Source organism: Pseudomonas sp. TH32 (assembly GCF_016650855.1).
Classification (GTDB): domain Bacteria; phylum Pseudomonadota; class Gammaproteobacteria; order Pseudomonadales; family Pseudomonadaceae; genus Aquipseudomonas.
Genome location: NZ_JAEKFA010000002.1, coordinates 3,948,961 through 3,974,841 on the forward strand (window position 1 = coordinate 3,948,961; position 25,881 = coordinate 3,974,841).

At 60.9% G+C, this 25,881-nt stretch carries 23 protein-coding genes and 1 pseudogene; 10 read left to right on the forward strand and 14 right to left on the reverse strand.

Annotated features, from left to right (window positions below):
• Nucleotide 1: 1 nt before the first annotated feature.
• Both pgl and zwf read right to left on the reverse strand, forming a co-directional pair.
• A complete protein-coding gene (gene pgl, locus JFV30_RS21720) occupies nucleotides 2-715 on the reverse strand; it encodes a 6-phosphogluconolactonase (RefSeq protein ID WP_010169859.1) in 714 nt (237 codons plus the stop codon).
• Nucleotides 702-2,168, reverse strand: coding sequence for a glucose-6-phosphate dehydrogenase (gene zwf / locus JFV30_RS21725; protein ID WP_076015857.1), 1,467 nt, complete (start codon nucleotides 2,166-2,168; stop codon nucleotides 702-704). The genes pgl and zwf overlap by 14 nt, the downstream gene beginning before the upstream one ends.
• A gap of 218 nt (nucleotides 2,169-2,386) precedes the next feature.
• On the opposite strand from zwf, the gene JFV30_RS21730 reads away from it, so the two are divergent.
• Nucleotides 2,387-3,247 carry a MurR/RpiR family transcriptional regulator gene (locus JFV30_RS21730; RefSeq protein ID WP_177090645.1) on the forward strand — a complete coding sequence of 287 codons (861 nt, stop codon included), beginning with the start codon at nucleotides 2,387-2,389 and terminating at the stop codon, nucleotides 3,245-3,247.
• Nucleotides 3,248-3,414: 167 nt separating this feature from the next.
• On the opposite strand, the pseudogene JFV30_RS21735 reads toward JFV30_RS21730, so the two are convergent.
• The 10 genes and pseudogenes from JFV30_RS21735 to JFV30_RS21780 all read right to left on the reverse strand — a co-directional run bounded on the left by JFV30_RS21735 (nucleotide 3,415) and on the right by JFV30_RS21780 (nucleotide 14,580).
• Nucleotides 3,415-4,259 (reverse strand): annotated as a pseudogene (locus JFV30_RS21735) (D-hexose-6-phosphate mutarotase).
• 178 nt (nucleotides 4,260-4,437) lie between these two features.
• The gene (locus tag JFV30_RS21740; protein ID WP_010169863.1) at nucleotides 4,438-5,784 is read right to left on the reverse strand and encodes a carbohydrate porin; all 1,347 of its coding nucleotides are present in this window, start codon (nucleotides 5,782-5,784) and stop codon (nucleotides 4,438-4,440) included.
• Between the two features lie 99 nt (nucleotides 5,785-5,883).
• Nucleotides 5,884-7,044 carry an ABC transporter ATP-binding protein gene (locus tag JFV30_RS21745; RefSeq protein ID WP_010169864.1) on the reverse strand — a complete coding sequence of 387 codons (1,161 nt, stop codon included), beginning with the start codon at nucleotides 7,042-7,044 and terminating at the stop codon, nucleotides 5,884-5,886.
• Nucleotides 7,045-7,046: 2 nt separating this feature from the next.
• Entirely contained in the window at nucleotides 7,047-7,892 is an 846-nt protein-coding gene (locus JFV30_RS21750; RefSeq protein ID WP_010169865.1) for a carbohydrate ABC transporter permease, read from the reverse strand.
• Entirely contained in the window at nucleotides 7,885-8,793 is a 909-nt protein-coding gene (locus tag JFV30_RS21755; protein WP_010169866.1) for a carbohydrate ABC transporter permease, read from the reverse strand. Before JFV30_RS21755 ends, JFV30_RS21750 begins: the two co-directional genes overlap by 8 nt.
• Before the next feature lie 88 nt (nucleotides 8,794-8,881).
• Nucleotides 8,882-10,168, reverse strand: a complete 1,287-nt coding sequence (locus JFV30_RS21760) for an ABC transporter substrate-binding protein (protein WP_010169867.1) — start codon at nucleotides 10,166-10,168, stop codon at nucleotides 8,882-8,884.
• A 106-nt stretch (nucleotides 10,169-10,274) separates the two neighbouring features.
• On the reverse strand, nucleotides 10,275-11,534 hold the full coding sequence (locus JFV30_RS21765; protein ID WP_201125162.1) for a D-mannose isomerase: 1,260 nt from the start codon (nucleotides 11,532-11,534) through the stop codon (nucleotides 10,275-10,277).
• Between the two features lie 156 nt (nucleotides 11,535-11,690).
• The gene (locus JFV30_RS21770) at nucleotides 11,691-12,518 is read right to left on the reverse strand and encodes an ATPase (RefSeq protein WP_201125163.1); all 828 of its coding nucleotides are present in this window, start codon (nucleotides 12,516-12,518) and stop codon (nucleotides 11,691-11,693) included.
• A 117-nt stretch (nucleotides 12,519-12,635) separates the two neighbouring features.
• Nucleotides 12,636-13,634, reverse strand: a complete 999-nt coding sequence (locus JFV30_RS21775) for an NAD-dependent epimerase/dehydratase family protein (protein ID WP_010169870.1) — start codon at nucleotides 13,632-13,634, stop codon at nucleotides 12,636-12,638.
• 52 nt (nucleotides 13,635-13,686) lie between these two features.
• Nucleotides 13,687-14,580 (reverse strand): LysR family transcriptional regulator ArgP, encoded by an 894-nt coding sequence (locus JFV30_RS21780; RefSeq protein ID WP_169386104.1) that lies wholly within the window; start codon nucleotides 14,578-14,580, stop codon nucleotides 13,687-13,689.
• Nucleotides 14,581-14,679: 99 nt separating this feature from the next.
• On the opposite strand from JFV30_RS21780, the gene JFV30_RS21785 reads away from it, so the two are divergent.
• From JFV30_RS21785 to JFV30_RS21815, 7 genes are all read left to right on the forward strand, one after another.
• The gene (locus JFV30_RS21785) at nucleotides 14,680-15,081 is read left to right on the forward strand and encodes an ACT domain-containing protein (protein WP_201125164.1); all 402 of its coding nucleotides are present in this window, start codon (nucleotides 14,680-14,682) and stop codon (nucleotides 15,079-15,081) included.
• Between the two features lie 5 nt (nucleotides 15,082-15,086).
• Nucleotides 15,087-15,689, forward strand: coding sequence for a LysE/ArgO family amino acid transporter (locus JFV30_RS21790; protein ID WP_201125165.1), 603 nt, complete (start codon nucleotides 15,087-15,089; stop codon nucleotides 15,687-15,689).
• 175 nt (nucleotides 15,690-15,864) lie between these two features.
• Complete coding sequence (locus tag JFV30_RS21795) at nucleotides 15,865-16,461, forward strand: superoxide dismutase (protein WP_003212997.1); 597 nt, start codon at nucleotides 15,865-15,867, stop codon at nucleotides 16,459-16,461.
• A 158-nt stretch (nucleotides 16,462-16,619) separates the two neighbouring features.
• Nucleotides 16,620-16,805 carry a hypothetical protein gene (locus JFV30_RS21800; protein WP_201125166.1) on the forward strand — a complete coding sequence of 62 codons (186 nt, stop codon included), beginning with the start codon at nucleotides 16,620-16,622 and terminating at the stop codon, nucleotides 16,803-16,805.
• Between the two features lie 268 nt (nucleotides 16,806-17,073).
• Entirely contained in the window at nucleotides 17,074-19,131 is a 2,058-nt protein-coding gene (locus tag JFV30_RS21805) for a putative bifunctional diguanylate cyclase/phosphodiesterase (protein WP_201125167.1), read from the forward strand.
• A 162-nt stretch (nucleotides 19,132-19,293) separates the two neighbouring features.
• Nucleotides 19,294-20,631, forward strand: a complete 1,338-nt coding sequence (locus tag JFV30_RS21810) for an imelysin family protein (protein WP_010169876.1) — start codon at nucleotides 19,294-19,296, stop codon at nucleotides 20,629-20,631.
• 243 nt (nucleotides 20,632-20,874) lie between these two features.
• On the forward strand, nucleotides 20,875-22,329 hold the full coding sequence (locus tag JFV30_RS21815) for a TrkH family potassium uptake protein (RefSeq protein WP_010169877.1): 1,455 nt from the start codon (nucleotides 20,875-20,877) through the stop codon (nucleotides 22,327-22,329).
• On the opposite strand, the gene JFV30_RS21820 is transcribed toward JFV30_RS21815, so the two are convergent.
• Nucleotides 22,286-23,341 (reverse strand): AraC family transcriptional regulator, encoded by a 1,056-nt coding sequence (locus tag JFV30_RS21820; RefSeq protein WP_201125168.1) that lies wholly within the window; start codon nucleotides 23,339-23,341, stop codon nucleotides 22,286-22,288. The genes JFV30_RS21815 and JFV30_RS21820 overlap by 44 nt on opposite strands.
• Nucleotides 23,342-23,502: 161 nt before the next feature.
• Between JFV30_RS21820 and JFV30_RS21825 the strand changes: the two genes are divergently transcribed.
• Nucleotides 23,503-23,814: an Mpo1-like protein gene (locus JFV30_RS21825; protein ID WP_201125169.1), complete on the forward strand. Its 312-nt coding sequence runs from the start codon at nucleotides 23,503-23,505 to the stop codon at nucleotides 23,812-23,814.
• Nucleotides 23,815-23,847: 33 nt separating this feature from the next.
• Nucleotides 23,848-24,432, forward strand: a complete 585-nt coding sequence (locus JFV30_RS21830; RefSeq protein WP_201125170.1) for an HD domain-containing protein — start codon at nucleotides 23,848-23,850, stop codon at nucleotides 24,430-24,432.
• Here the strand turns inward: JFV30_RS21830 and JFV30_RS21835 are convergent.
• Entirely contained in the window at nucleotides 24,429-25,703 is a 1,275-nt protein-coding gene (locus tag JFV30_RS21835; protein ID WP_201126232.1) for an MFS transporter, read from the reverse strand. The two genes, JFV30_RS21830 and JFV30_RS21835, sit on opposite strands and share 4 nt — an antisense overlap.
• Between the last annotated feature and the right edge of the window lie 178 nt (nucleotides 25,704-25,881).

The window sequence follows — 25,881 nt, forward strand, 5'->3', positions numbered from 1 at the left end:
CTCATGGGCACCAGTAAATCTCTAAAGTAGGTTGCAAAAACGCGCGTATCGGCATGGCAGCAACGTCGTCACTGGCCAGCGCGGCGCTCAAGGTGGTCAATTTCGAGCTGCCGGAAATCGACAGCACGGTGTAGTGGGCGGTGGCCAGCAATGCGCGACTCATGGTCAGGCGCTGGTGCGGCACGGTCGGCGCCAGCATTGGCCAGCAACGACGGCTGCCATCTGGCTTCAGTGCATCAGCCAGGTTCGGGCTGTTGGGGAACAGCGACGCGGTGTGGCCGTCGTCGCCCATGCCCAGTACCAGCACGTCAATCGCCGGCAACTCGGCCAGCAGGCGATCGGCCTGCTCGGCAGCCTGCTCAAGGGTGGCGGCGACGCTGTACAGGCTCAGGAACTTCGCCTTGGCCGCCGGCCCTTGCAGCAAATACTTTTTCAACAGGCCGGCATTGCTGTCGGCATGTTCCACCGGCACCCAGCGCTCGTCGGCCAGGGTGATGGTCACCTTGGACCAGTCCAGGCCTTGTTTGGCGAGGTTCTGGAAGAACGCCACCGGGCTGCGGCCACCGGACACCACCAGGGTCGCTTCGCCACGGGCACTGATGGCCGTGCGCAGTTGTTCGGCCACGTCATTGGCCAAGCCGTCGGCCAGCAGCGCCGCGGTGCGGTACTCATGGGCAGTGACGCCCTGAGGCAGTTTCAGTTCAGATATCGCCATACCAAGACCTCCCGTCCCGCGTGATCAGTGCAATCGAGCTCATCGGCCCCCAGGACCCCGCCGCGTACGGCTTGGGCGCATCACCGGATTTTTTCCACCCGGCGATCAACTGGTCACACCACTTCCACGCGGCTTCAATTTCATCTTTGCGCACAAACAGGTTCTGGTTGCCGCGCATGACTTCAAGTAACAACCGCTCGTAGGCATCGGGAATCCGCGCGCTGCGATAGGTGTCGGAAAAATTCAGTTGCAGTGGCCCGCTGCGCAGTTGCATGCCCTTGTCCAGGCCCTGCTCCTTGGTCATCACGCGCAAGGAAATACCTTCGTCCGGTTGCAGGCGGATGATCAGCTTGTTGCTGATCTGCAAGCGCTGCTCGGGGGCGAAGATGTAGTGGGACGGTTCCTTGAAGTGGATGACGATCTGCGACAGCTTTTGCGGCATGCGCTTGCCGGTGCGCAGATAGAACGGCACCCCGGCCCAACGCCAGTTACGAATATCGGCTCGCAGCGCGACGAAGGTTTCGGTGTCGCTCTGGGTGTTTGAATTCTCTTCTTCGAGGTAACCCGGCACCGGCTTGCCGGCGCTGTAGCCGGCGATGTATTGGCCGCGCACCACTTGGGTGGTCAGGCCATCGGGGCTGATCGGCGCCAGGGCCTTGAGCACCTTGACCTTCTCGTCACGAATACTGTCGGCAGACAGGTCGGCCGGCGGGTCCATGGCGATCAGGCACAGCAACTGCAGCAGGTGATTCTGGATCATGTCCCGCAGTTGCCCGGCCTTGTCGAAGTAACCCCAGCGACCTTCGATGCCGACCTGCTCGGCCACGGTGATTTCCACGTGGGAGATGTAGTTCTGGTTCCACTGGGTTTCAAACAGGCTGTTGGCAAAACGCAGGGCGATCAGGTTCTGGACGGTTTCTTTGCCCAGGTAGTGGTCGATGCGGTAGGTGCGGTTTTCCGGGAAAAACTGCGCCACGGCGTCGTTGACCTTGCGCGACGAATCGAGGTCCGAGCCGATGGGTTTTTCCAGGACCACGCGGGTGTTTTCCGCCAGGCCGACCTTGGACAGGTTTTCGCAGATCGCGCCGTACACCGCCGCCGGGGTGGCGAAGTAGGCAATCAGGCGTTGTTCGGTGCCGGCTTTTTCCGCCAGGGCAACATAGTCGTCGGCTTTCAGGAAGTCGACGTGCAAGTACGTCAGGCGAGCCAGGAAGCGCTGGGCGACGGTTTCGTCCAGTTCCTTGCCGACGTAGCTGCGCAATTCTTTTTCGATGTGGGCCAGGTGCTGCTGCTCGGAACCCGCCTCACGGGCCAGGGCCAGGATGCGCGTGTCTTCGTGCAGGAGGCCCGCACCATCGAGTTGATAAAGGGCAGGAAATAACTTGCGCAGCGCCAGATCACCCAAGGCGCCAAACAGGGCAAAGGTGCAGGGTTCTACGGTTATCGAAGGCATGATGTTTGTTCTTTTATCAAGTTAAGCTACAAATACCTTTTTTTAAGGCATCACTCAAGGAAAAATGTAGTAATAACCACAACATTTTCCCAAAAAACGTATTCCGAGTGGTGGTGTTCAACTACCCTAAGTAGGATAGGCCACCGCAAAGGGCCGCTCGTCGACTGGTTGACGACCCTTATTTGCATCGTCGCCCTAAGGAAACATGAATGGACCGCGTGCGAAATCTACTGGAACAGATCCAGAAACGCCTCGAAGAACTGAACAAGGCTGAACGTAAAGTCGCCGAGGTCATCCTGCTCAACCCGCAGCAGGCGACCCGCTTCTCTATCGCCGCCCTCGCCCAGGCCGCTTCGGTCAGCGAACCTACAGTGAACCGCTTCTGCCGCTCGTTCGGCGTGAGTGGTTACCCTGAACTTAAATTGCAGCTGGCGCAAAGTTTGGCCAGTGGCGCGGCGTATGTCAGCCGTGCGGTAGGGGCCGATGATAACCCCGAGGCCTACACCCAGAAGATCTTTGGCAGCGCCATCGCCTCCCTGGACAGCGCCTGCCAGGCCCTGGACCCGAACCTGATCAGCAAGGCCGTGGACCTGCTGATCCAGGCCCGGCAGATCCACTTCTTTGGCCTCGGGGCTTCGGCGCCGGTGGCCATGGATGCCCTGCACAAGTTTTTCCGTTTCAACCTGTCGGTCACGGCCCATGCCGATGTGCTGATGCAGCGGATGATCGCCTCGGTGGCCCATACCGGGGAGTTATTCGTGATCATTTCCTACACCGGGCGTACCCGTGAGTTGGTGGAAGTGGCGCGTATTGCGCGGGAAAACGGTGCTTCGGTGCTGGGCGTAACGGCCGAGAACTCGCCACTGGCCAAGGTCAGTACCGTGAGCCTGAACATTCCGTTGCCGGAAGACACCGACATCTACATGCCGATGACCTCGCGGATCATCCAGCTGACGGTGCTGGACGTGCTGGCGACGGGCATGACCTTGCGTCGCGGGGTGGATTTCCAGCCGCATTTGCGCAAGATCAAAGAGAGCTTGAATGACAGCCGTTATCCGGTCGGGGATGAGTTCAACTAGTTCGAAATCTACGCGACTGTGCCGACCTCTGTGGTGAGCGGGCTTGCCCCGCGCTGGGCCGCGAAGCGGCCCTATTAAGCTCACCGAGTTGATTCAGGTATATCTCGGTGGCTGGTTTCAGGGCCGCTTCGCAGCCCAGCGCGGGGCAAGCCCGCTCACCACAGGCCTCAGGCCCCCACCCGCGCCTGCAAACTCAAATGCGCCCTCTCCCCCGGCGCCAGGCTCGCACCGGCCATCGCCGACTCCACACACACAAACCCCGACGCCTCGTTGAAGCTCACCCCCAGCAACGGCCGGCTGCCCGGGTGCCACACCACCGTGTCGGCACTCTCGCCGGTATCGATGCACAACTCGCGCTGCCAGGCATGGTCCTTGAGGTGCAGTTCGCCCTCGTGCTGGAACACCCGCTGACAGCCGCCATCGACCCGCAACTCACCTTCCTGCTGGCAAACCTGGCGATTGAGCTGGTCGTAGCCTTGCGCCCCATCGAGCCCAGACAGCGCTATCTCACCGACGTTGCCAATTCGCCAATAGGCGTGCAAAGCATGGCTCAGCTGGCACGGCAGTTCGTCCTGGTGCTCGGTGGCCAGGCGCAGTTCCAGGGTTTCCCCAGGTGCGCATGCAGGTCCACCTGCCAATCGCATAGCTGCAATTGCCAGTGCAAACGCACGCCGTCGTCGTCGGTGCTGCTGTCCAGCAGTTTCCAGTCGATCAGCCGCGCCCAACCATGGGACGGCCACGCGTTTTCGCTGGGATGGCGGCCATACCACGGCCAACACACCGGCACGCCGCCACGAATGGCGCCGACCTGCGGCCACTTGGCCGCGCACCACAGCCAGGGTTTCTGGCCCTTGGGCTGAAAGTGCAGCAATTGCGCGCCCTGGCGACTGAACACCGCTTGGCAGAGCGGGTGATCGATCACCAACACATCGCGCATCTGAAAGCGTTCCCAGGCGAATACCGGTCGCTCGCGCAGGGATTTGAAAAAGCGTTGCAGCGGATGCTCATGCATGTGCCACGGTCCTGAATATCTTTGTAGGAGCTGGCTTGCCTGCGATGGCATCGCCTCGGTGTGGCAGATACACCGCGGGGCTCGCATCGCAGGCAAGCCAGCTCCCACACAAAAAAAAGCGGATAGCCATGGCTACCCGCAAAATGCGCACAGAGAGAAGGAGCTTATCGCAACAACGTTAGAACGTAGACTGAATTTTCAGGCCCGCGACTACCGCGTTGTCGACCTGCTTCACGCCGCCTGGGTTGGCGATGTATTGCAGGTTAGGACGCACGGTCAGCCAATTGGTGACGTGGAAACCATAGTTCAGTTCAACGTTGTACTCAGTGTTACGCAGCGGTGCGTAGCCCGACTGATCGTAATCGGTGAAACCACCAGCGGCATTGAGCAACTCGGCGTTTTTCTTCACGTCACTGTTGGCGTGGATACGGGAGACACCGATACCCACGTCATCTTTGGTACGTGCGTCGAATGGGCCCTTGTACACAAGCATCAGCGACTGGTAGTTGTCGACCAGGTTGGTGTCTTTGTCGTGGAAGGTGACGTTGGCCGCGATGTTCAAGCCGCGGGAAGCGTCGCCATTGTGGGTGGTGAGTTGCTGTTGCAGAACGCCCCAGTAACCGCTTTTGCTGCTGCGAACACGGAAGGCTGCGCCCGTGGTGCCAGCATCGTTGCCGTTGACGTCTTCACGTACGTCGGTGGCATCGGCGGTGCTCTTGTAGTAACCCACACGGTATTCGCCCGGCAGGCCGTTGACCTTAGGCGACCAGACCAATTCCACCGGCAATACGGTGCCCTTGGTGCCGCTGCCGCTGAGTTTGAAGCCGTTGCCGTGCTCAAGCTGCGACGGGTTCTGGTTGTACGCACCGATTTGCGCATACAGCTCAGGCGTGATGTTGTACTTCACGCGGATAGCCGCCTGGCTGACTGGCCAGTTGTACCAGGTGTTTACATAGTTACCGACCTGGGAGCCGCAGAACGACAGGTTCTGGAAGTCGCACGGGAAGGTGTTGAAGTCTTCGCCTTCACCGAAGTAGCCGAGTTTCACGTCCAGCTTGTTGTCGAACATCTGGTGCTGAATCCAGAACTGCGTCAGACGCACCATGTGGCCACGGCCGTCGACTTCTTGAGACGAACTCAAGGTGCCGGCACGCGGGTCACCGATACGGTCGTTGGAGATGTTCGCACCATTACGATTGGTCAACTGGATCTTGGCCTGGGTGTTGCTCCAGCCCCACAGCTTGTCCAGGTCCAGTGCTACGCCCAGACCGAACTGGTCAGCGTAACGGGCAGTTTTGTCGTTGTTGTAGCCACCGCTGAGGTTGCCACCGACTTCACCTACGTAATCCGCCTTGATGTCGATACCTTGCTCGATCAGCTTGGTACGCTCACCGCCCCAATCGCCGGTCATCCACTTGGAATCGGAGCTGAATGCATCGGCCGCCATCGCATTGGCGGACAATACCAGGGCTGCTGCTGCTGACAGTTGGCAGATCAGCCGGGTGTTGTTGTGTTGCTTTTTCATCCCTACATCCTCGTCTTTATTGTTATTAACTGTTTTTATCTAACGCGGTTTACTTCTTTGTCCCTGGTTCCCCGACAGGAGCGTGCCCGCTCCTGCCATTCAACGTCCCTTGAATTGAGCGACGTTGTCACTGCGCTCCTGTGCAGGCAACGAAGCGGCAGTGCCCAGACGCTCACCGGTCTTGGCGTCGAACAGCAACACCTTGGCCGGATCGAACTGCAGGGTCAGGGTCTCGCCCACCTGCGGCGCCACATCGGGCGCCAGGCGGCAGCAGACCTTGGTGTCATTGATTTGCACGAACACCAGGGTGTCCGGGCCAGTCGGTTCGGTGACTTGCACCTCGGCCCGAATGGTCGGTGCGCCGGTGGCTTCGGCTGCGGCCAGCACGATCTGCTCCGGGCGCAGGCCCAGGATCACTTCGCGGTCTTCAAGGCCTGCATCGTTCATGCTCAGCGGCAATTCACACCGGGCCTGGCCGCTGTCCAGCAGCGCCACCAGGCGGCCGTCCTTGCGTTGCAGGCGCAGTGGAATGAAGTTCATCGGCGGCGAACCGATAAAGCTCGCCACGAACAGGTTGGCCGGGTCGTTGTAGATCTCTTTCGGCGTGCCGAACTGCTGGATGATGCCGTCCTTCATCACCGCCACTTTGTCGCCCAGGGTCATCGCTTCGATCTGATCGTGGGTGACGTAGACGGTGGTGGTTTTCAGACGCTGGTGCATCAGTTTCATTTCGGTACGCATCTCGACCCGCAGCTTGGCGTCGAGGTTGGACAGCGGTTCGTCGAACAGGTAGATCTTCGGACGACGCGCCAGTGCACGGCCCATGGCCACGCGCTGTTGCTGGCCGCCCGAGAGCTGGCCCGGCTTGCGATTGAGCAGGTGCTCGATCTGCAGCAGCTTGGCGACGCGCGCCACTTCTTCGTCGATCGCCGCCTGGGGCATCTTGCGAATCTTCAGGCCGAACTCGATGTTCTCGCGCACGCTCATGGTCGGGTACAGCGCGTAGGACTGGAACACCATGGCGATGTCGCGATCCTTGGGACTCATGCCGCTCACGTCCTGATCGCCGATCATGATCGCGCCGCCGGTGATGTTTTCCAGGCCGGCAATGCAGTTCATCAAGGTCGACTTGCCGCAACCCGAAGGCCCGACCAGGATCAGGAACTCACCTTCCTTGATCGACAGTTCGATGTTCTTCAGGGTGTCCGGCAGGCCGGTACCGTAGGTCTTGTTTACGTTACGAAGTTCAAGCGTTGCCATGATTACCCCTTGACCGCGCCGGCCGTCAGGCCGCGCACGAAATACTTGCCTGCGACCACATAGACCAGCAGGGTCGGCAGCCCGGCGATCATCGCCGCCGCCATATCAACGTTATATTCCTTGACCCCGGTACTGGTGTTGACCAGGTTGTTCAGCGCCACTGTGATGGGCTGCGAATCACCGCTGGAGAACACCACGCCGAACAGGAAGTCGTTCCAGATCTGCGTGAACTGCCAGATCAGGCACACCATGATGATCGGTGTCGACATCGGCAGGATGATCAAGCGGAAGATCGTGAAGAACCCCGCGCCATCCAGGCGTGCCGCCTTCACCAGTGCATCGGGAATGCTGACGTAGTAGTTACGGAAGAACAGTGTAGTAAACGCCAGTCCGTAGACGATGTGCACGAACACCAGGCCCGTGGTGGTACTGGCCAGGCCCATCTTGCCGAGGGTGAACGAGGCTGGCAGCAGCACGGTCTGGAACGGCAGGAAGCAGCCGAACAGCAGCAGGCCGAAGAACAGCTGCGAGCCGCGAAAACGCCACATCGACAGCACGTAGCCGTTCAAGGCACCGATGGCGGTGGAGATCAGCACGGCCGGAACGGTGATCTTGATCGAGTTCCAGAAGTAACCGTCAACCGTGGCCCAGGCTTTCACCCAGCCAATGCCGGTGACAACGGAAGGCCAGCTCAGCAGGTTGCCGGTGCTGATGTCTTCCGGGGTCTTGAAGCTGGTCAGCAACATGACCACCAACGGCACCAGGTACAACAGGACAGCGAGGATCAGCACCGCGTAGATCGCGATGCGGCTCAGGCTGATGGCAGGTTTGCCGACAAGACTAGTCATTGCGCTTGGTCCTTAGCTCGGAGTACAGGTAAGGCACGATGATTGCGAGAATCGCACCGAGCATCAGAATCGCACTGGCCGAGCCCATGCCCATCTGGCCGCGGCTGAAGGTGAAGGAGTACATGAACATCGCCGGCAGGTCGGAGGAATAACCCGGACCACCCGCGGTCATGGCCGCCACCAGGTCGAAACTCTTGATCGCGATGTGCGCCAGAATCATCACCGCACTGAAGAACACCGGACGCAGGCTTGGCAGCACCACTTTCCAGTAGATGCGCGGCATGCTCGCGCCGTCGATCTGCGCAGCACGGATGATCGATTGATCAACACCGCGCAGGCCGGCGAGGAACATCGCCATGATGAAGCCCGAGGCTTGCCACACAGCGGCGATCACCAGGCAATACACCACACGGTCCGGGTCGATCAGCCAGTCCAGGCGAAAGCCTTCCCAGCCCCAGTCACGCAGCAGTTTGTCCAGGCCCATGCCCGGGTTGAGCAGCCATTTCCAGGCGGTACCGGTAACGATCATCGAGAGCGCCATCGGGTACAGGTAAATGGTGCGGATAAAGCCTTCGCGACGGATTTTCTGGTCGAGGAAAATCGCCAGCGTCACGCCGATCACCAAGGTGATGCCGATGAACATGCCACCGAACACCGCGAGGTTCTTGCTCGCGACCCACCAGCGGTCGTTGTCGAACAAGCGCGCGTATTGAGCCAGGCCCACGAACTTGTAGGTCGGCAGGAAAGTCGAGTTAGTGAACGACAGCACAAACGTCCACAGGATGTAGCCATAGAAGCCCACCAGAACGATGAACATGCTCGGCGCCAGCACCAGTTTGGGTAGCCAGCGCTGCAGTGCATCGAACGGCGAGGCTTTGCTGAACACAGCAACAGAACTCATGGGAAAATCCAGTACAGGGAAAAAGGACTACAGGAACATGCCTTGCGGGGGTTAGGGGTCCCCCCGCAAGGCCATTCAGTACTAACCGTTACTTGGCCGACTTGACCGCGCTGTACAGTTGCTTCGCGGTGGCTGCCGGATCAGCGGCCGGGTTGTTGATGTAGTTGGTGACTACGTCAAAGAACGCGCCTTGTACGGCCAGCGTGGTCGCCATGTTGTGCGCCATGCTTGGCTGCAGGCCGCCGGTCTGGGCGTCTGCCAGGAAGTCCTTGGCGGCGGTCTGGGCGCAGGAGTCAAAGCCGTATTTGCCCATGTCTTTCAACATGTCGATACGAACCGGGATCGAGCCCTTGTTGATGCTGAAGACTTTCTGGAAGTTTTCGCTCAACACGACTTTGGCGATGTCCTGCTGACCGGCAGCAGTGCCTTTGTCTTTCTGCTTGAACACCGCGAGGGAGTCGATGTTGTAGGTGAACGCCTTGTCGGTGCCCGGGAAGGCTACGCACTCGTAGTCTTTGCCGGCGACTTTCTTGGCGGCGGTCCATTCACTCTTGGCCCAGTCACCCATGATCTGCATGCCGGCCTTGCCATTGATGACTTTGGCGGCTTCCAGGTTCCAGTCCTGACCCTTGCCGTCGACGTCCATGTAGGTCGCGACTTTCTTCAGTTCGGTCAGGGACTTGATCATTTCAGGGCCGGTCAGGGCTTTTTCGTCCAGGTCGACCAGGGCTTTCTTGTAACCGTCAGCCCCCATTACCGAGAGTACGACGGCTTCGAAAACGGTGCTGTCCTGCCAAGGCTGGCCACCGTGGGCGAGCGGAATGAAGCCGGCTTTCTTCAGCTTGTCGCCAGCGGCGTAGAACTCTTCGAGGGTGGTAGGCGGTTTTTCGATACCGGCTTTCTTGAAGACTTCCGGGTTGATCCACAGCCAGTTGACGCGGTGAATGTTCACCGGCACGGCCACGTAATCACCTTCGTACTTCACGGTATCGGAGACTTTCTTGTCCAGCAGGGAGTCCCACTTTTCTTCTTTGGCGGGAACCTTCAGGACGTCGGTGTCGAGCAGCCCGGTGGACGCCCATTCCTGGATGTCGGGGCCTTTGATCTGGGCCATGCCTGGCGGGTTGCCAGCAACGGCGCGGCTTTTCAGCACGGTCATGGCAGTGGAACCGCCACCGCCGGCGACGGCACCGTCTTTCCAGGTGAAACCGTCTTTTTCAACTTGGGCCTTCAGGACATCTACTGCCGCTTTCTCGCCACCCGAGGTCCACCAATGCACAACTTCAACCGTCCCTTTCGAGTCGGCGGCAAAAGCACTGAGGGGAAACAACGAGGCAACGGAAATAGCTACGGCGAGGCGACTGATCGCTTTCATCTGAGTACCTTTTTTCTTGTTGTTATGCATGCAAGTCGGTGCTTGCGCTGCAAACGAGTTTAAACAGGGATTTTTCAGGTGCAGGTAACAAAGGGACGCCAAAATGTCACCACTTGGTGACATAACGCCCGGCGGCCACGGCACTGGCCATGCTCGGTGACAAGGGTAGACCCGGCAGCAATACAGACTGCCAGGCGTGGTAGAGGTCCGGCTTGCCACCCCAGATCTTGGCGCTGGGCTGGTTTTTCGGGCTCAGTTCGTGGTGCCAACTGCCGTGGGTTCGGTCGATGAAATGACTTTCACAGAACTCCCAGAAGCGCCGGTACCAGGTCTCGTAATGCAGCTCTCCCGTGCGTTTGAGCAACGCCTGGGCAGCGGCGCTGGCTTCGCAATGGGTCCAATGCAGGCGCTCGCGCACCACGGGGCGCTGGCTCCAGTCGAGGGTATAGACAATGCCGGGGGCACCGTCGACCGCCCAGGCATATTCGCAGGCGCTGGCGAACAGGCCCTTGGCGTCGGTCAACAACCAATCGGGGGTGACGAGCCCGGCGTCCAGGCGCGCGGCCTCAAGGTGCAACACCAGCCGCGCCCATTCAAAGCCGTGGCCGGGGGTGATGCCGTAGGGGCGAAAACCGTCGGCCGGGTTGTCTTCGTTGTAACCGCGCAGGGGTTGCCAGTGGCTGTCGAAATGTTCGATCACCATGTCCCGGTTTTCCGCCGCATGGGTATGAATAATCCGCTCGACGATGCGCAGCGCCCGGTCCAGCCAGCGGGTTTCACCGGTGACATCGGCCAGGGCCAGGAAGGATTCGGTGGCGTGCATGTTGCTGTTGGCGCCGCGATAGGCTTCGACACCGCTCCAGTCCTGGGCAAAGGACTCGAGCATCGCGCCCTCCTCTTCGCTCCAGAAGTACTGGTCGATGATGTGGGTCGCGTCGTTGAGCAAGGTCTGGGCGCCGGGTGCGCCGGCCACTACCGCAGAGCTGGCAGCCAAGGCAACAAAGGCGTGCAGGTAGGCGGCCTTGCCGGTGTTGCCATCGCGGGCATCGGGCTTGGCGAACCAGCCGCCGTGGCGGGCGTCGCGCAGCGGGCCACTGAGGGCCGCGACACCGTGTTCCACCAGCTCGGCATAACCGGGCAAGCCCAGGCCGTGGGCCATGGCGAAGCTGTGGGTCATGCGGGCGGTGTTCATGGTTTCGGCGACGGCATCGGGCGGCAAGACGCCGCGGTCGTCGAGGTTGCCGAAGCCTTCAGGCAGCCTGGACGCCTTGGCGAATGACAGCAGGCGCTGGCCTTCAGTGGCAAGCCAGGCGTGATGGGCAGGTGCGTTCAGCCAACTACTGGCAGGCAGTGGTTGCGTGGTCATGATTAGCCCTTTTTATTATTTGCGGGATGACGGGAGTCTAAACAAGGGCGGAGCGAGGGCAAGTAACGAAGGAGGTAGGAAATGTCACCGAATGGTGACATTAAGTGTGCTAGGGCTTGTAGGAGTCATGCGCATGACTCCTACAAGGGATCAACATCATGGCTGCCCGAGTGGGGTGATCCGCGCCGGCTGGTTGATCTGCTGCTGCAGGTTCTGCACCTGGCTCTGCAAAGTGGTGACGTTGCGCGTGGTCTGGATGCGGAACACGTCGAATTCCTTGTTGGACGGGCCGTCGGAGGCGGCCGGGCGGCTGTCCTGTTCGCTCTTGAGGACCACAAGGTCCTGCTCCAGGCGGGCAATCGCGGCCGCAGGGTTGCCCTGTTTTTTCAGCGCGGCGACGTCGGCGGAGAGCTCCTTGAATTCGGTGTCCCGGGACTTGAGGGTTGCCACCGCATCCGTCAGCGCCTGGACCTGGCCCTGCAACTGCGCGTTGGCGCCGGCCAGTTGGGTGGTGCTGGCAGTCATTTGCTCCAGGCGCTTGTCGAGGTCAGTCGCCTGGCCCGCCACGCCCAACTGCTGCTTGCCCTGCTCCAGCAACTGGGTTTCCAGCTGCTTGATCTGTAGCTTCAGGGCTTCACTGCCGTTATTCACACTGGCCTCGCTGGCCACCACCTTGCCGGAAATGTCCTGCAGGCGCCCCGCCGCTTCTTCGCTGATGCGCGCGAAGCTTTCCTGGGTCGCCACCAGTTGCTGGCCCATCAGGGAAATCTGCTGGAAGCTCCACCAGGCAAGGCCGGCAAAGGCGAACAGCAGCGCGCCGACCAATGCCCACAACGGCCCGGTACTGGCGCTCTTGACCTTGACTACCGGCGTTGGCCGGGAGCGCACGGACGTGGCCGGCGTCGGCTCAAAATCATCGTCGTCCGAGGTGTCAGCCCGCAGGCTGGGGACGTTGTCAAAGTCGTCGTTAGCATCGTTACGCATGAATCAACCTTCAAACCTTTGAGGTGGCATATAGATAGCCAAGCGCCGAAGTATAAACCTCGACCTGCCGCACTGATCGACCCTGGGTCGCAAATTCGGTTCCCGGTGTGTTGCCGGTTATTTAAGCCCCACGTCCTGGGCTTTCCACCAACTGCAAAACTCATCGAGGGCCGCCCACAGGCTGACCTTGGGCTGGTAGTCGAGATAATGCCGTGCGCGGGTGATGTCGAGGGTGAAATCTTTGTTCATGACCTGCATGCCCAGCCGTGACAACGCCGGCTCAGGACGGCCTGGCCACATCGCGCAAAACGCCTCATTGAGCGCCGCAACACTGTAGGACAAGCCGTAGGACCGGTAACGGGTGACCTGAGGCATGTCCATTTGGCGCATCACGTAGTTCACCACATCCCACACCGGCACCGGGGTACCGTTGCTGATGTTGTAGGCCTTGCCCAACGCCGAGCCCGTCGCGAGCAAACCGCTGAGCAGGGCTTCATTGAGGTTGTGAACGCTGGTGAAATCGACCTTGTTCAGGCCATCACCAACAATTGCCAGGCGGTTTTTGCGCTGCATTTTCAACAGGCGCGGGAAGATGCTCATGTCACCGGCGCCCGTGACAAACCGCGGGCGCAGGGCCAGTACTTCGAGGCCGAACTCCTGGGCACCGAACACCTTTTGTTCCGCCAGGTATTTGGTGGCCGCATAGGGATGCTTGAAGCGCTTGGGCACTTGCTCTTCGGTCAGCCCCAGATGATCGCGGCCATCGAAGTAGATCGACGGCGACGACAGGTGCACCAGGCGCCCGACCCGTTGTTTCAGGCAGGCCTCCACCACGTTTTCGGTGACGAGCACATTGCCCTGGTGGAAATCCTGATAACGCCCCCACAACCCCACGGCCCCGGCGCAGTGCACCACGGCTTCGACGTCGCGACACAACTCGCGCACCAGGTCCGGATCATTCAAATCACCCTGGATAAACTCGGCGCCGCGCCGCACCAGGTGTTCCACACCCTCGGCCCGCCGCCCGTTGACCCGCACGTCCAGGCCCTGCTCCAGGGCGAAACGCGCAAAACGCCCGCCAATGAAGCCGCTTGCGCCGGTGACCAGAATTTTCATGACTTACTCCGCATTCTTTCGTTTTTCATCGCTGTTGCCTTGACGCTGGCCATCACTCCAACGGCACCAACCATTGCCCTGTTGTGTGTGCCAGATGATCGGTCAGCAAGCCCAGCAATTGTCCACCACTGCGCCAATGATGCCAGTACAGCGGCACATCGATCGGCTTATCTGGCAATAACTCCACCAGCACACCTCTTTCCAGCTGGTCACGCACCTGCAATTCGGGCACCAGGCCCCAGCCCAATCCGGCTTCCGTCAGGCGGATAAACCCTTCGGACGATGGGCATAAATGGTGTTCGAAACCACCGTCAACGCCCAGGGAAGCCAGGTAGCGATGCTGCAGGAAATCATCCGGCCCGAACACCAACGCCGGCGTGCGGGCCAGTTGATCGGCGCGTACGCCCTCGGGAAAGTGCCGAGCGACAAACGCCGGGCTGGCCAGCGCCCGGTAACGCATGGCACCGAGCAACAGGCTACGGGCACCGGCCACCGGGCGTTCGCTGGCGCAAATGCAGGCCGCCACTTCACCGGCGCGCATGCGTTTGAGGCCGACGGTCTGGTCCTCTACCACCAGGTCCAGCAGCAGGTGCTGCTCGGCGCAGAAGTCGCTCACCGCCTCGGCCCACCAAGTGGCCAGGCTGTCGGCATTCAAGGCGATGCGCAGGCGCTCGGGCATGCCCTCTTCGTCCAGCGCGGGCACCTGGCTTTGCAGGTCGCGCTCCAGCAGCCGCACCTGTTGCACGTGGTTGAGCAAACGGCGGCCGATTTCGGTGGGTGTCGGCGGCGTGGCCCGTACCAGCACCGGCTGGCCGACTCGCGCTTCCAGCAGCTTGATGCGCTGGGAAATCGCCGACTGGGAGATTCCCAGCACCTGAGCGCCGCGCTCAAACCCGGCCTGTTCCACCACCGCTGCGAGGGCGGAAAGCAATTTATAGTCGAACATCAGTTTTCCTAATGAGCGATCAGCAATATTGGTTTTTCTTATACAGCCTTGAACGTGAGAATAGCCAGCATCGTTTCTTCTTATTCAAGGACCCTCCACATGGCTGGCGAAACCGCCCTGGCAACCCTGCTGCGCAGCATGAGCCCACACCTCAATGATGGCGACTACGTGTTCTGCACCCTGGCCGACAGCCGCATCCCCGAGGGATGCGAGGTGATCGGCAGCTTCCGCGAGCAGGAAGGCCTGACGCTGATCGTCGAGCGCCAGCAGGCTGAAAAGGCCGGGCTGGCCTTCGAGTACGTCGCGGCGTGGATCACCCTCAATGTGCATTCAGCCTTGGAAGCCGTGGGCCTGACCGCCGCGTTTGCCACAGCCCTGGGCTCCGCCGGGATCAGCTGCAACGTGATTGCCGGCTACTACCACGATCACCTGTTTGTCGGCCGCGCCGATGCCGAGCGCGCCATGACGGTGTTGCGGCAATTGGCGGCGGGCGCGGAGTAAATCCTATGTGGCAAAGTTATATGAACGGCTTGTTGGTGGCCTTCGGCTTGATCATGGCGATTGGCACCCAGAACGCCTTTGTCCTGGCGCAAAGCCTGCGCCGTGAACATCACCTGCCTGTGGCGGCCTTGTGCGTGGTGTGCGACGCCATCCTGGTGGCGGCCGGTGTGTTCGGCCTGGCCACCGTGCTGGCGCATAACCCGGTACTGCTGGCGATCGCCCGGTGGGGCGGCGCGGCGTTCCTGTTGTGGTACGGCACCCTTGCCCTGCGCCGGGCCTGTTCGAAACAAAGCCTGGGCCAGGGCGACCACCTCAAGGTGCGCTCCCTGAAGGCAGTGATGCTCAGCGCCCTGGCGGTGACCTTGCTCAACCCCCACGTGTATCTGGACACCGTCTTGTTGATCGGCTCCCTCGGCGCCCAGCAAACCGAACCCGGCGCTTACGTGGCCGGTGCCGCCAGCGCTTCACTGCTGTGGTTCATGACCCTGGCACTGGGCGCGGCATGGCTGGCACCGTGGCTGGCGCGCCCCGCCACCTGGCGGATTCTGGACCTGCTGGTGGCCGCCATGATGTTCAGCGTGGCCTATCAATTAATCAGCGCAGCGTAGATATTCCAAAACGCTCTGGAACCTCTATCCCACACAGTTGTTGCGTGGTTTTGCCGCACCCCCGGTGCTATGATCCAGCCCCTGCGCCGCAAAGAGTACAAACTCCCCGGCGCTTGTTTGGCCGCCCGTGATCGGCCTTGCGCTCACCGCAACTGACCTGATTAGGAGAATCATCATGGCTTTCGAATTGCCGCCGCTGCCCTACGCACACGATGCCCTGCAGCCGCACATTTCCAAGGAAACCTTGGAATATCACCACGACAAGCACCACAACACCTATGTCGTGAACCTGAACAACCTGGTGCCTGGCACCGAGTTCGAAGGCAAGACCCTGGAAGAAATCGTCAAGTCTTCTTCGGGCGGCATCTTCAACAACGCCGCTCAGGTCTGGAACCACACCTTCTACTGGAACTGCCTGGCGCCAAACGCCGGCGGTCAACCTACCGGCGCACTGGCTGAGGCGATCAACGCCGCCTTCGGTTCGTTCGACAAGTTCAAGGAAGAGTTCACCAAGACTTCCGTCGGCACCTTCGGTTCCGGTTGGGGCTGGCTGGTGAAAAAGGCTGACGGTTCCCTGGCCCTGGCCAGCACCATCGGCGCCGGCAACCCGCTGACCAGCGGCGACACCCCGCTGCTGACCTGCGACGTCTGGGAACACGCTTACTACATCGACTACCGCAACGTGCGTCCAAAGTATGTGGAAGCGTTCTGGAACCTGGTCAACTGGAAGTTCGTGGCTGAGCAGTTCGAAGGCAAAACCTTCACTGCTTAAGTACCGCTTGCAGTAGAAAGAGCCCGGCGATTGCCGGGCTTTTTTGTGGGCAGTTACAAATGGAAAAAGCCAGGAAAAAGCTGGAACTCATCAGGGGGATTTTGCCACGCAGCATGTAAGAGGAATGTTCCTCTCATTTGACTGCAGGAGAACCTGATATGGATCCACTATCTTTGCTCGGCATGGCCCCCCAAGCTCTCAATATGGCTGATAAGGGCATGGACCTTCTGGACAAGGGCTTGGGCATGCTTGATAAGGCCATGGACATGGCTCAACAGACCATGGGGCAAATCAACCCTCAGGCGCAGGAACAGCAACAACCGCCGAAAATTTCATATTCCTGATGTGCGCTGAACACTCGACGGCTTGTCTCGCGGGCCCGGAAAATCCGTGTTCGCCCTGACAAGACGGTACAAAAAGTCGGCGGGAACTATCCGCCGACCGTTCTGCAAGCCTGGCCTCTCTCCCCATTCCCCTCCCAACGTCATACCCAAGGCGCCTCATCTAAACCGTAAAACCTGCCCTGGCCACAATGTCCCTTTGACTGCCCTCACGGGATTGCCAATACTCATGGCATATTGAGGCTACCCGCATGGAACAAGGAATAACCCTTTGAAGCTGGAACTCAAAAACAGCTTGTCGGTGAAGTTGCTACGGGTGGTACTGCTTTCGGCATTGGCAGTGGGCGTGGTACTGAGCGCGGCGCAAATCGTCTTTGATGCGTACAAGACGCGCCAGGCCGTGGCCGGTGATGCCCAGCGCATCCTCGACATGTTTCGCGACCCGTCCACCCAGGCCGTCTACAGCCTGGACCGGGAGATGGGCATGCAGGTCATCGAAGGCCTGTTCCAGGACGATGCGGTGCGCATGGCCTCCATCGGCCACCCCAACGAAACCATGCTCGCGGAAAAAACCCGCGACCTGCAACAATCCCCGAGCCGCTGGCTGACCGACCTGATTCTGGGCCAGGAACGCACTTTCACCACCCCACTGGTGGGGCGCGGGCCTTACAGCGAGTACTACGGTGACCTGAGCATCACCCTCGACACCGCCACCTACGGCAAAGGTTTTCTCGTCAGCTCAGTGATCATTTTTATCTCCGGGGTGCTGCGAGCACTGGCCATGGGCCTGGTGTTGTACCTGGTCTATCACTGGCTGCTCACCAAGCCGCTCTCGCGAATCATCGAGCACCTGAGTTCGATCAACCCCGACCGCCCCAGCGAGCACAAGATCCCGCAGCTGAAAGGCCACGAGAAAAACGAACTGGGGATCTGGATCAACACCGCCAACCAGTTGCTCGAATCCATCGAGCGCAATACGCACTTGCGCCACGAGGCGGAAAACAGCCTGCTGCGCATGGCCCAATACGACTTTCTCACCGGTTTGCCGAACCGCCAGAAACTGCAGGAGCAACTGGACAAGATCCTGATCGACGCCGGCCGCCGGCAACGTCGGGTCGCCGTGTTGTGTGTGGGGCTGGATGACTTCAAAAGCGTCAACGAGCAGTTCACCTACCAGGCCGGCGACCAGTTGCTGCTGGCCCTCGCCGACCGCCTGCGCGCCCACAGCGGCCGCCTGGGTGCCCTGGCCCGACTGGGCGGCGACCAGTTCGCCCTGGTGCAGGCCGATATCGAGCAGCCTTATGAAGCCGCCGAGCTGGCACAAAGCATCCTCGATGACCTGGAAGCGGAGTTCGCCCTCGACGATGGGCACGAGCAAATCCGCCTGCGCGCCACCATCGGCATCACCCTGTTCCCGGAAGACGGCGACAGCACCGAGAAGTTGCTGCAAAAAGCCGAACAGACCATGACCCTGGCCAAGAGCCGTTCGCGCAACCGCTACCAGTTCTATATCGCCAGCGTCGACAGCGAAATGCGCCGCCGCCGCGAGCTGGAAAAAGACTTGCGCGATGCCTTGAGCCGCGAGCAGTTCCACCTGGTGTACCAGCCACAGATCAGCTACCTCGACCACCGCGTGGTGGGGGTCGAAGCCTTGATTCGCTGGCAGCACCCGGAGCACGGCCTGGTGCCACCCGACCTGTTTATCCCGCTGGCGGAACAGAACGGCACCATCATTGCCATCGGCGAATGGGTCCTGGACCAGGCCTGCCGGCAACTGCGGGAATGGCACGACCTGGGTTTCACCGAGCTGCGCATGGCGGTCAACCTGTCGACGGTGCAACTGCACCACGCCGAGCTGCCACGGGTTGTCAACAATCTGCTGCAAATCTACCGCCTGCCGCCCCGCAGCCTGGAGCTGGAAGTCACCGAGACCGGCCTGATGGAAGACATCAGCACCGCCGCCCAGCACCTGCTGAGCCTGCGCCGCTCCGGCGCGCTGATTGCGATTGATGACTTCGGCACCGGCTATTCGTCCCTGAGCTATCTGAAAAGCCTGCCGCTGGACAAGATCAAGATCGACAAGAGTTTCGTCCAGGACCTGCTGGATGACGACGACGATGCGACCATCGTGCGGGCGATCATCCAGCTCGGCAAAAGCCTCGGCATGCAGGTGATCGCCGAAGGCGTGGAGACCGCCGAACAGGAGGCCTACATCATCTCCGAGGGCTGTCACGAAGGTCAGGGCTACCACTACAGCAAACCCCTGCCGGCGCGGGAGTTGGTGGCCTATTTGAAACAGGCCCAGCGCAACAACGCCGCCATTCTCTGAGGCGATGCCGGCCACCGGGAGCACGCGCACCGGTGGCCGGCAAAACGATACTAAATATTTCCTACTTATAACCCTTTACACAAAATGCAAATCTTTCGCATTATGTCGCAGTTTTGCGCGCCCCCCGCGTGCCCCATCAACAACCGAAGCAGGATGTTCGCCATGATTCGTATGCCCCTGGCCACCGCCAGCCTTCTCGCCATTGCCATTTCGCTCGCCGGTTGCGGTGAAGGCAAAGACAAGGCCGCCGCGCCTCAAGCCCCGGCCGCCGCCAGCACTACCGCCCCGGCGGCTGCCCCGGCAGGCCAGGTTGACGAAGCCGCCGCCAAGGCGGTGGTCGCGCACTACGCAGACATGGTGTTCGCGGTGTACAGCGATGCCGAGTCCACCGCGAAAACCCTGCAAACCGCGATCGACACCTTCCTCGCCAACCCGAACGACGACACCCTGAAAGCGGCCCGTACCGCCTGGATCGCCGCTCGTGTGCCCTACCTGCAGAGCGAAGTGTTCCGTTTCGGCAACACCATCATTGACGACTGGGAAGGCCAGGTGAACGCCTGGCCCCTGGACGAAGGCCTGATCGACTACGTCGACAAGACCTACGAACACGCCCTGGGCAACCCTGGCGCCACCGCCAACATCATTGCCAACAACGAGATCCAGGTCGGCGAAGACAAGGTCGACGTGAAAGACATCACCCCGGAAAAACTCGCCAGCCTGAATGAGCTGGGCGGTTCCGAGGCCAACGTTGCCACCGGCTACCACGCGATTGAATTCCTGCTCTGGGGCCAGGACCTGAACGGCACCGGCCCGGGCGCCGGCAACCGTCCAGCCTCGGACTACATGACCGGTGATGGCGCCACTGGCGGCCACAACGAGCGTCGCCGCACCTACCTGCGCGCCGTGACGCAACTGTTGGTCAGCGACCTGGAAGAGATGGTCGGCAACTGGAAACCCAACGTCGAAGACAACTACCGCGCCACGCTGGAAGCAGAGCCTGCGACCGATGGCCTGCGCAAAATGCTGTTCGGCATGGGTAGCCTGTCCCTGGGCGAACTGGCCGGTGAGCGGATGAAGGTTTCCCTGGAAGCCAACTCGCCGGAAGACGAACAGGATTGCTTCAGCGACAACACCCACAACTCGCACTTCTATGACGCCAAGGGTATTCGTAACGTTTACCTGGGCGAGTACACCCGCACCGACGGCACCAAAATGACCGGCGCCAGCCTGTCGTCCCTGGTGGCCAAGGCGGACCCGGCTGCCGACGCAACCCTGAAGGCTGACCTGGCATCGACCGAAGCGAAGATCCAGGTGATGGTGGATCACGCCAACAACGGTGAGCACTACGACCAACTGATCGCCGCCGGTAACGACAAAGGCAATCAGATCGTGCGTGATGCCATCGCCGCGCTGGTGAAGCAGACCGGTTCGATCGAACAGGCCGCTGGCAAGCTGGGCATCAGCGACTTGAACCCGGATAACGCTGATCACGAGTTCTGATCACTGTAGCGAGCGGGCTTGCCCGCGCTGGGCTGCGCAGCAGCCCTAATGGCAAACGCCGAGTTCTTCCTGAAAGAACCCGGCGTTTTTTTGGGGCCGCTACGCAGCCCAGCGCGGGGCAAGCCCGCTCACCACAAAAATCCCACTCACCACCGGGTTCATACGCTGTCAGCTGCGCCCCGGTTTACTTGCCCTGCACCGCAGGTAGAATGGCGCCTTTCCCTGTCACACCGAGCGGACCTCATGGCGTTGCCGACCTTACGGATAATCGGTTTCATTATCGGCATCTTCCTGATCACCCTGGCGATCGCCATGGTCATCCCCATGGCGACCCTGGTGTTTTTCGAACGCACCAGCGACCTGCCATCGTTCCTCTGGGCGAGCCTGATCACGTTCATCGCAGGCCTGGCGCTGGTCATCCCCGGCCGCCCGGAACACGTGCACCTGCGCCCGCGGGACATGTACCTCCTCACCGTGACCAGCTGGCTGGTGGTGTGCATCTTCGCCGCGCTGCCGTTCCTGCTGACCCAGCACATCAGCTACACCGACTCGTTCTTCGAAAGCATGTCCGGCATCACCGCCACGGGTTCCACGGTGCTCAGCGGCCTGGACACCATGTCCCCGGGCATCCTCATCTGGCGCTCCTTGCTGCACTGGCTCGGCGGCATCGGCTTTATCGGCATGGCGGTGGCGATCCTGCCGCTGCTGCGCATCGGCGGCATGCGCCTGTTCCAGACTGAATCTTCCGACCGCTCGGAAAAGGTCATGCCCCGCTCGCACATGGTGGCGCGCCTGATCGTGGCGGCCTACGTGGGCATCACCATCCTCGGCAGCCTGGCGTTCTGGTGGGCCGGCATGGGCCTGTTCGATGCGATCAACCATGCGATGTCAGCCATTTCCACCGGCGGGTTTTCCACCTCCGACGAATCCCTGGCCCACTGGAAACAGCCGGCAGTGCACTGGGTGGCGGTGGTGGTGATGATCATGGGCAGCCTGCCGTTCACCCTGTATGTGGCCACGCTGCGGGGCAACCGCCGGGCGCTGATCAAGGACCAGCAGGTGCAAGGCTTGCTCGGTTTGCTGCTGGTGACCTGGCTGGTACTCGGCACCTGGTACTGGTGGACCACCGACTTGCATTGGCTGGACGCGCTGCGCCACGTGGCGGTAAACGTCACTTCAGTGGTGACCACCACCGGCTTTGCGTTGGGGGACTACAGCATCTGGGGCAATTTCTCGCTGATGCTGTTCTTCTACCTGGGCTTTGTGGGCGGTTGCTCCGGCTCCACCGCCGGCGGCATCAAGATCTTTCGGTTCCAGGTGGCCTACATCCTGCTCAAGGCCAACTTGAACCAGCTGATTCACCCGCGCGCGGTGATCAAGCAGAAGTACAACGGCCATCGCCTCGATGAAGAAATCGTGCGCTCGATCCTGACCTTCTCGTTTTTCTTCGCCATCACCATCTGCGCCATCGCCCTGGCCCTGTCGCTGCTGGGGCTGGACTGGATGACCGCGCTGACCGGCGCCGCCAGTACCGTGTCCGGCGTGGGCCCGGGCCTGGGGGAAACCATCGGCCCGGCCGGCAACTTCTCCACCCTGCCGGACGCCGCCAAGTGGATCCTGTCCCTGGGCATGCTGCTGGGCCGGCTGGAGATCATTACGGTGTTTGTGCTGTGCATTCCGGCGTTTTGGCGTCACTGACGGGCGCTTCCTGCAACCGCGCCCGGTACTCGCCGGGCGTGGCATCGAACCAACGACGGAACGCCCGGAAGAAGTTGCTCGGGTCGGCAAACCCCAACAGGTAGGCAATTTCCAGCAGGGTCATGCTCGGCTGCGCCAGGTATTGCTCGGCCAATTCGCGGCGAGTGTCGTCAAGCAGGGTCTGGAAACTGGTGCCCTCCTCCTGCAAGCGGCGCTGCAGGGTGCGCTGGGACAGGTGCAGCGTCTGCGCAACCACCTCGCGCTTGGGCTCGCCCTGGGGCAGCAACCGGCACAACACCTGGCGCGCCTTGTGGGTCACGCGGCTTTCGGAAAACCGCGCCAGGTACTCCCCGGCAAAACGATCATGCAGCAACGCCATCGCCTCGTTCGCCGTGGGCAACGGCGCTTCCATGTCCGCCCGTTCGAAAATCAGTGCGTCATAGGGCGCGTTGAACACCAGCGGTGCATGGAAGGCTTGTTTGTAGGGTGCCAAGTCCACCGGCTGATCGCCCTGCACCAGCACCTTGCGCGGCTGCAGGGTGCGCCCGGTCAACCAGCCGCACAACGCCAGCGCACTCGCCAGGGAGGCTTCGGCACTTTGCCGGGTGGGCGGCAGGTGATCGCCGTGCACGGTAAGAATCAGCGCATAGCCTTCGGGTAAAAGTCGGAAACTCAGGTCGGCGCTTTCAGCAATGATCCGCTGATAACGCACCAGCCGCATAAAACCTTCGGCCAGGGTGTTACTGGACATCAAGGCATAGCCGGCCACATGAAACGACGCCGGTCGCACCACCTTCCCCATGTTCAGGCCAATCGCCGGGTTGCCCGACAGCTCGACCGCGCGCTGCCAGAGCCGGGTCATGGAGTCCTGGGGGAAACGCGCATCGGGGTCGTTCAGCGCGGCGTAATCCAGGCCGAGCTGCTTGAACAAGGCACGGCAATCCAGGCCGTCCATCTCCAGCGCCTTGACTATCCCCATCGCCCAGCTTGCAGAAGTCGTTCGTTCGCTCATGGCGTTTTCTTAACAAGGAAGGCTGAAACGACAGCCAGGAATCCGAAGGATACTAAAGTGGCATCTATTGTCACTGGCTGTTACCACTGATGACTCTAGACTCAAATAAGCTCCCCGCCGAACATCTGTCGGGCAGAACAATAACCAGAGGGCCGGATACTGTGGAAAATGCCAGACAATTCAACAGCTTCGCCGATTTCTACCCGTATTACCTGAGCGAACACGGCAACAGTACGTGCCGTCGCCTGCACTTTATCGGCACCAGCCTCGTTATCTTCATTCTCGCGTTCGCCATTGGCAAAGGCGCCTGGTGGCTGCTGCTGGCGCTGCCGGTTGCCGGCTACAGCTTTGCCTGGATCGGCCACTTCTTCTTTGAAAAGAATCGCCCGGCGACCTTCCAGCATCCGCTTTACAGCCTGTTGGGGGATTTTGTGATGTACCGCGACATGATCCTGGGCAAGGTGCCGTTCTAGCTCCGTCCCTCAAAAACAATAAGAGAGGCTTTGATGAACCAGCAGGCCCGCTTCACCCATATGCAGGACGGCACCCAGGAAGACTGGGCGATCATCGCCAGGGATTTCAGCGCCTACGCCCGGCAATTGCCCAGCCGGATCCTCGCGCATCTGCGGTTGCTGGAGGGCGACTTCGGCGGTTTCCCGGTGGACCGCCTGACCCATTCGCTGCAAACCGCAAGCCGTGCCTGGCACGACGGGCGCGATGAAGAATACGTGGTGTGCGCCCTGCTCCATGACATCGGCGACACCCTGGGCTCCTACAACCACCCGGACATCGCCGCCGCGATCCTCAAGCCGTTTGTAAGCCCCGAGAACCTGTGGATGGTGGAGAAGCACGGGATCTTTCAGGGCTATTACTTCTTCCATCACCTGGGGATGGACCGCCACCTGCGCGAGCAATTTGGCGACCATCCGCAGTACCGGCAAACCATCGAGTTCTGCGCGCAGTACGACGCGGCGGCGTTCGATCCGGCCTACGACACCCTGCCGCTGAGCTTCTTCGAACCGATGCTGGCACGGGTGTTTGCCCAGCCGAAGAACTCGCTCTACAAGGCCGCGATGGAGCGTCAGGGCTAAACCGGCAGCAACGTGCCGCCCTGGCCGGTCTGGGCGACTGGCTCGGGGCCTTTAACGATCTCCCGGGCTACCGCCAGGATCACGATGGCGGCGATGATGTCGAAAATCGCCAGCACCACAAACAGCGGGCTGTAGCCCACCTTGGTCACCAGTACACCGAACACGGCGGTAAATGCCGCGGCCCCGATAAACCCGCACATCTGCCCGCCGCCGGTCGCGGTGGCCACGTCGTTCTTGCCAAACGAGTCCGAGGCGATGGAAAACAGCGCGCCCGACAAGGTCTGGTGGGCGAAACCGCCGACGCACAGCAGGGCAATCGCGGTGTAGGCGCTGTCTACGAGGCCGATGCAGGCCGGGCCGATCATGCACAGGCAGCCGAACAACATCACCAGCTTGCGCGACGTGAACAGCGAGACCTTGAAGTAGCGATGGAACAGCGGGCTCAGGTAGCCGCCCAGCACGCAGCCGATGTCGGCAGCGAGAAACGGCAGCCAGGCAAACAGCGCCATTTCCTTGATGTTCATGTGCCGCTCTGTCATCAGGTACAGCGGAATCCAGGCGTTGAAGGTCTGCCAGGCCGGCTCCGAGAGCATGCGCGCCGAGGCCATGGCGAAAAAATTGCGGCTCTTGAGGATGCGCCTCCAACTGGCTTTCTTCTGCGCGCCTTCCTTGAGGTGGGTTTCCTGGCCAGCCTCGATGTACTCGCGCTCGGCCTGAGCGAGCAGGCGCTGGTCACGCGGGTGCTTGTACAGCAGCAGCCACAGCCCACTCCACACCAGGCCAATGCCGCCGACGATCAGGAACGCCAACTGCCAGCCGCTGTGCAAAATTGCCCAGACCACCAGTGGCGGCGCCAGCAACGCCCCAAACGAGGAGCCAAAGTTGAACCAGCCGATGGCGACGGAGCGCTCCTTGGCCGGGAACCACTCGGTAATCGCCTTGACGCCGCCGGGGAAGCCCGCCGACTCCGTCAGCCCCAGCGCGCCACGGGCCACCGCCAGGCTCTGCCAACCGGTGGCAAACGCGGCCAGCGCGCACACCACCGACCAGGAAATGGCAAAGATGGCGAAGCCCATCTTGGTGCCAATCGCGTCGATTACATAACCGGCGATCGGCTGCATCAAGGCGTAGCACACCTGCCAGGCAACCACGATATGGGAGTACTGCTCAGTGGAGATGCTCAGGTCGGTCATCAGCGTGGGGGCTGCGACTGAGAGCGTGTTGCGGGCCAGGTAGTTAATAATCAGGCCGACCGTCATCAGCCCGACCATCCACCAACGGATGCCTTTGATTTTCATCGCTTCACCTTAATTATTTTTAGATTTGAGGCGTACGTTCTGCGACCGAGCGCATCCGTATTACGGGCGCTATAAAACTGTAACGTCATATGTCGTCATACAACTATTAGCGTTATATTCAGTCAGCAGCGCGATGTCAATCCGTTAAGGG

Bases quoted from the DNA above. Each gene is read 5' to 3' on its own strand.
- pgl (WP_010169859.1), bottom strand. From the start codon at position 715: ATGGCGATATCTGAACTGAAACTGCCTCAGGGCGTCACTGCCCATGAG.
- zwf (WP_076015857.1), bottom strand. From the start codon at position 2,168: ATGCCTTCGATAACCGTAGAACCCTGCACCTTTGCCCTGTTTGGCGCC.
- JFV30_RS21740 (WP_010169863.1), bottom strand. From the start codon at position 5,784: ATGAAAAAGCAACACAACAACACCCGGCTGATCTGCCAACTGTCAGCA.
- JFV30_RS21745 (WP_010169864.1), bottom strand. From the start codon at position 7,044: ATGGCAACGCTTGAACTTCGTAACGTAAACAAGACCTACGGTACCGGC.
- JFV30_RS21750 (WP_010169865.1), bottom strand. From the start codon at position 7,892: ATGACTAGTCTTGTCGGCAAACCTGCCATCAGCCTGAGCCGCATCGCG.
- JFV30_RS21755 (WP_010169866.1), bottom strand. From the start codon at position 8,793: ATGAGTTCTGTTGCTGTGTTCAGCAAAGCCTCGCCGTTCGATGCACTG.
- JFV30_RS21760 (WP_010169867.1), bottom strand. From the start codon at position 10,168: ATGAAAGCGATCAGTCGCCTCGCCGTAGCTATTTCCGTTGCCTCGTTG.
- JFV30_RS21765 (WP_201125162.1), bottom strand. From the start codon at position 11,534: ATGACCACGCAACCACTGCCTGCCAGTAGTTGGCTGAACGCACCTGCC.
- JFV30_RS21770 (WP_201125163.1), bottom strand. From the start codon at position 12,518: ATGCGTAACGATGCTAACGACGACTTTGACAACGTCCCCAGCCTGCGG.
- JFV30_RS21775 (WP_010169870.1), bottom strand. From the start codon at position 13,634: ATGAAAATTCTGGTCACCGGCGCAAGCGGCTTCATTGGCGGGCGTTTT.
- JFV30_RS21780 (WP_169386104.1), bottom strand. From the start codon at position 14,580: ATGTTCGACTATAAATTGCTTTCCGCCCTCGCAGCGGTGGTGGAACAG.
- JFV30_RS21785 (WP_201125164.1), top strand. From the start codon at position 14,680: ATGGCTGGCGAAACCGCCCTGGCAACCCTGCTGCGCAGCATGAGCCCA.
- JFV30_RS21790 (WP_201125165.1), top strand. From the start codon at position 15,087: ATGTGGCAAAGTTATATGAACGGCTTGTTGGTGGCCTTCGGCTTGATC.
- JFV30_RS21795 (WP_003212997.1), top strand. From the start codon at position 15,865: ATGGCTTTCGAATTGCCGCCGCTGCCCTACGCACACGATGCCCTGCAG.
- JFV30_RS21800 (WP_201125166.1), top strand. From the start codon at position 16,620: ATGGATCCACTATCTTTGCTCGGCATGGCCCCCCAAGCTCTCAATATG.
- JFV30_RS21810 (WP_010169876.1), top strand. From the start codon at position 19,294: ATGATTCGTATGCCCCTGGCCACCGCCAGCCTTCTCGCCATTGCCATT.
- JFV30_RS21815 (WP_010169877.1), top strand. From the start codon at position 20,875: ATGGCGTTGCCGACCTTACGGATAATCGGTTTCATTATCGGCATCTTC.
- JFV30_RS21820 (WP_201125168.1), bottom strand. From the start codon at position 23,341: ATGAGCGAACGAACGACTTCTGCAAGCTGGGCGATGGGGATAGTCAAG.
- JFV30_RS21830 (WP_201125170.1), top strand. From the start codon at position 23,848: ATGAACCAGCAGGCCCGCTTCACCCATATGCAGGACGGCACCCAGGAA.
- JFV30_RS21835 (WP_201126232.1), bottom strand. From the start codon at position 25,703: ATGGTCGGGCTGATGACGGTCGGCCTGATTATTAACTACCTGGCCCGC.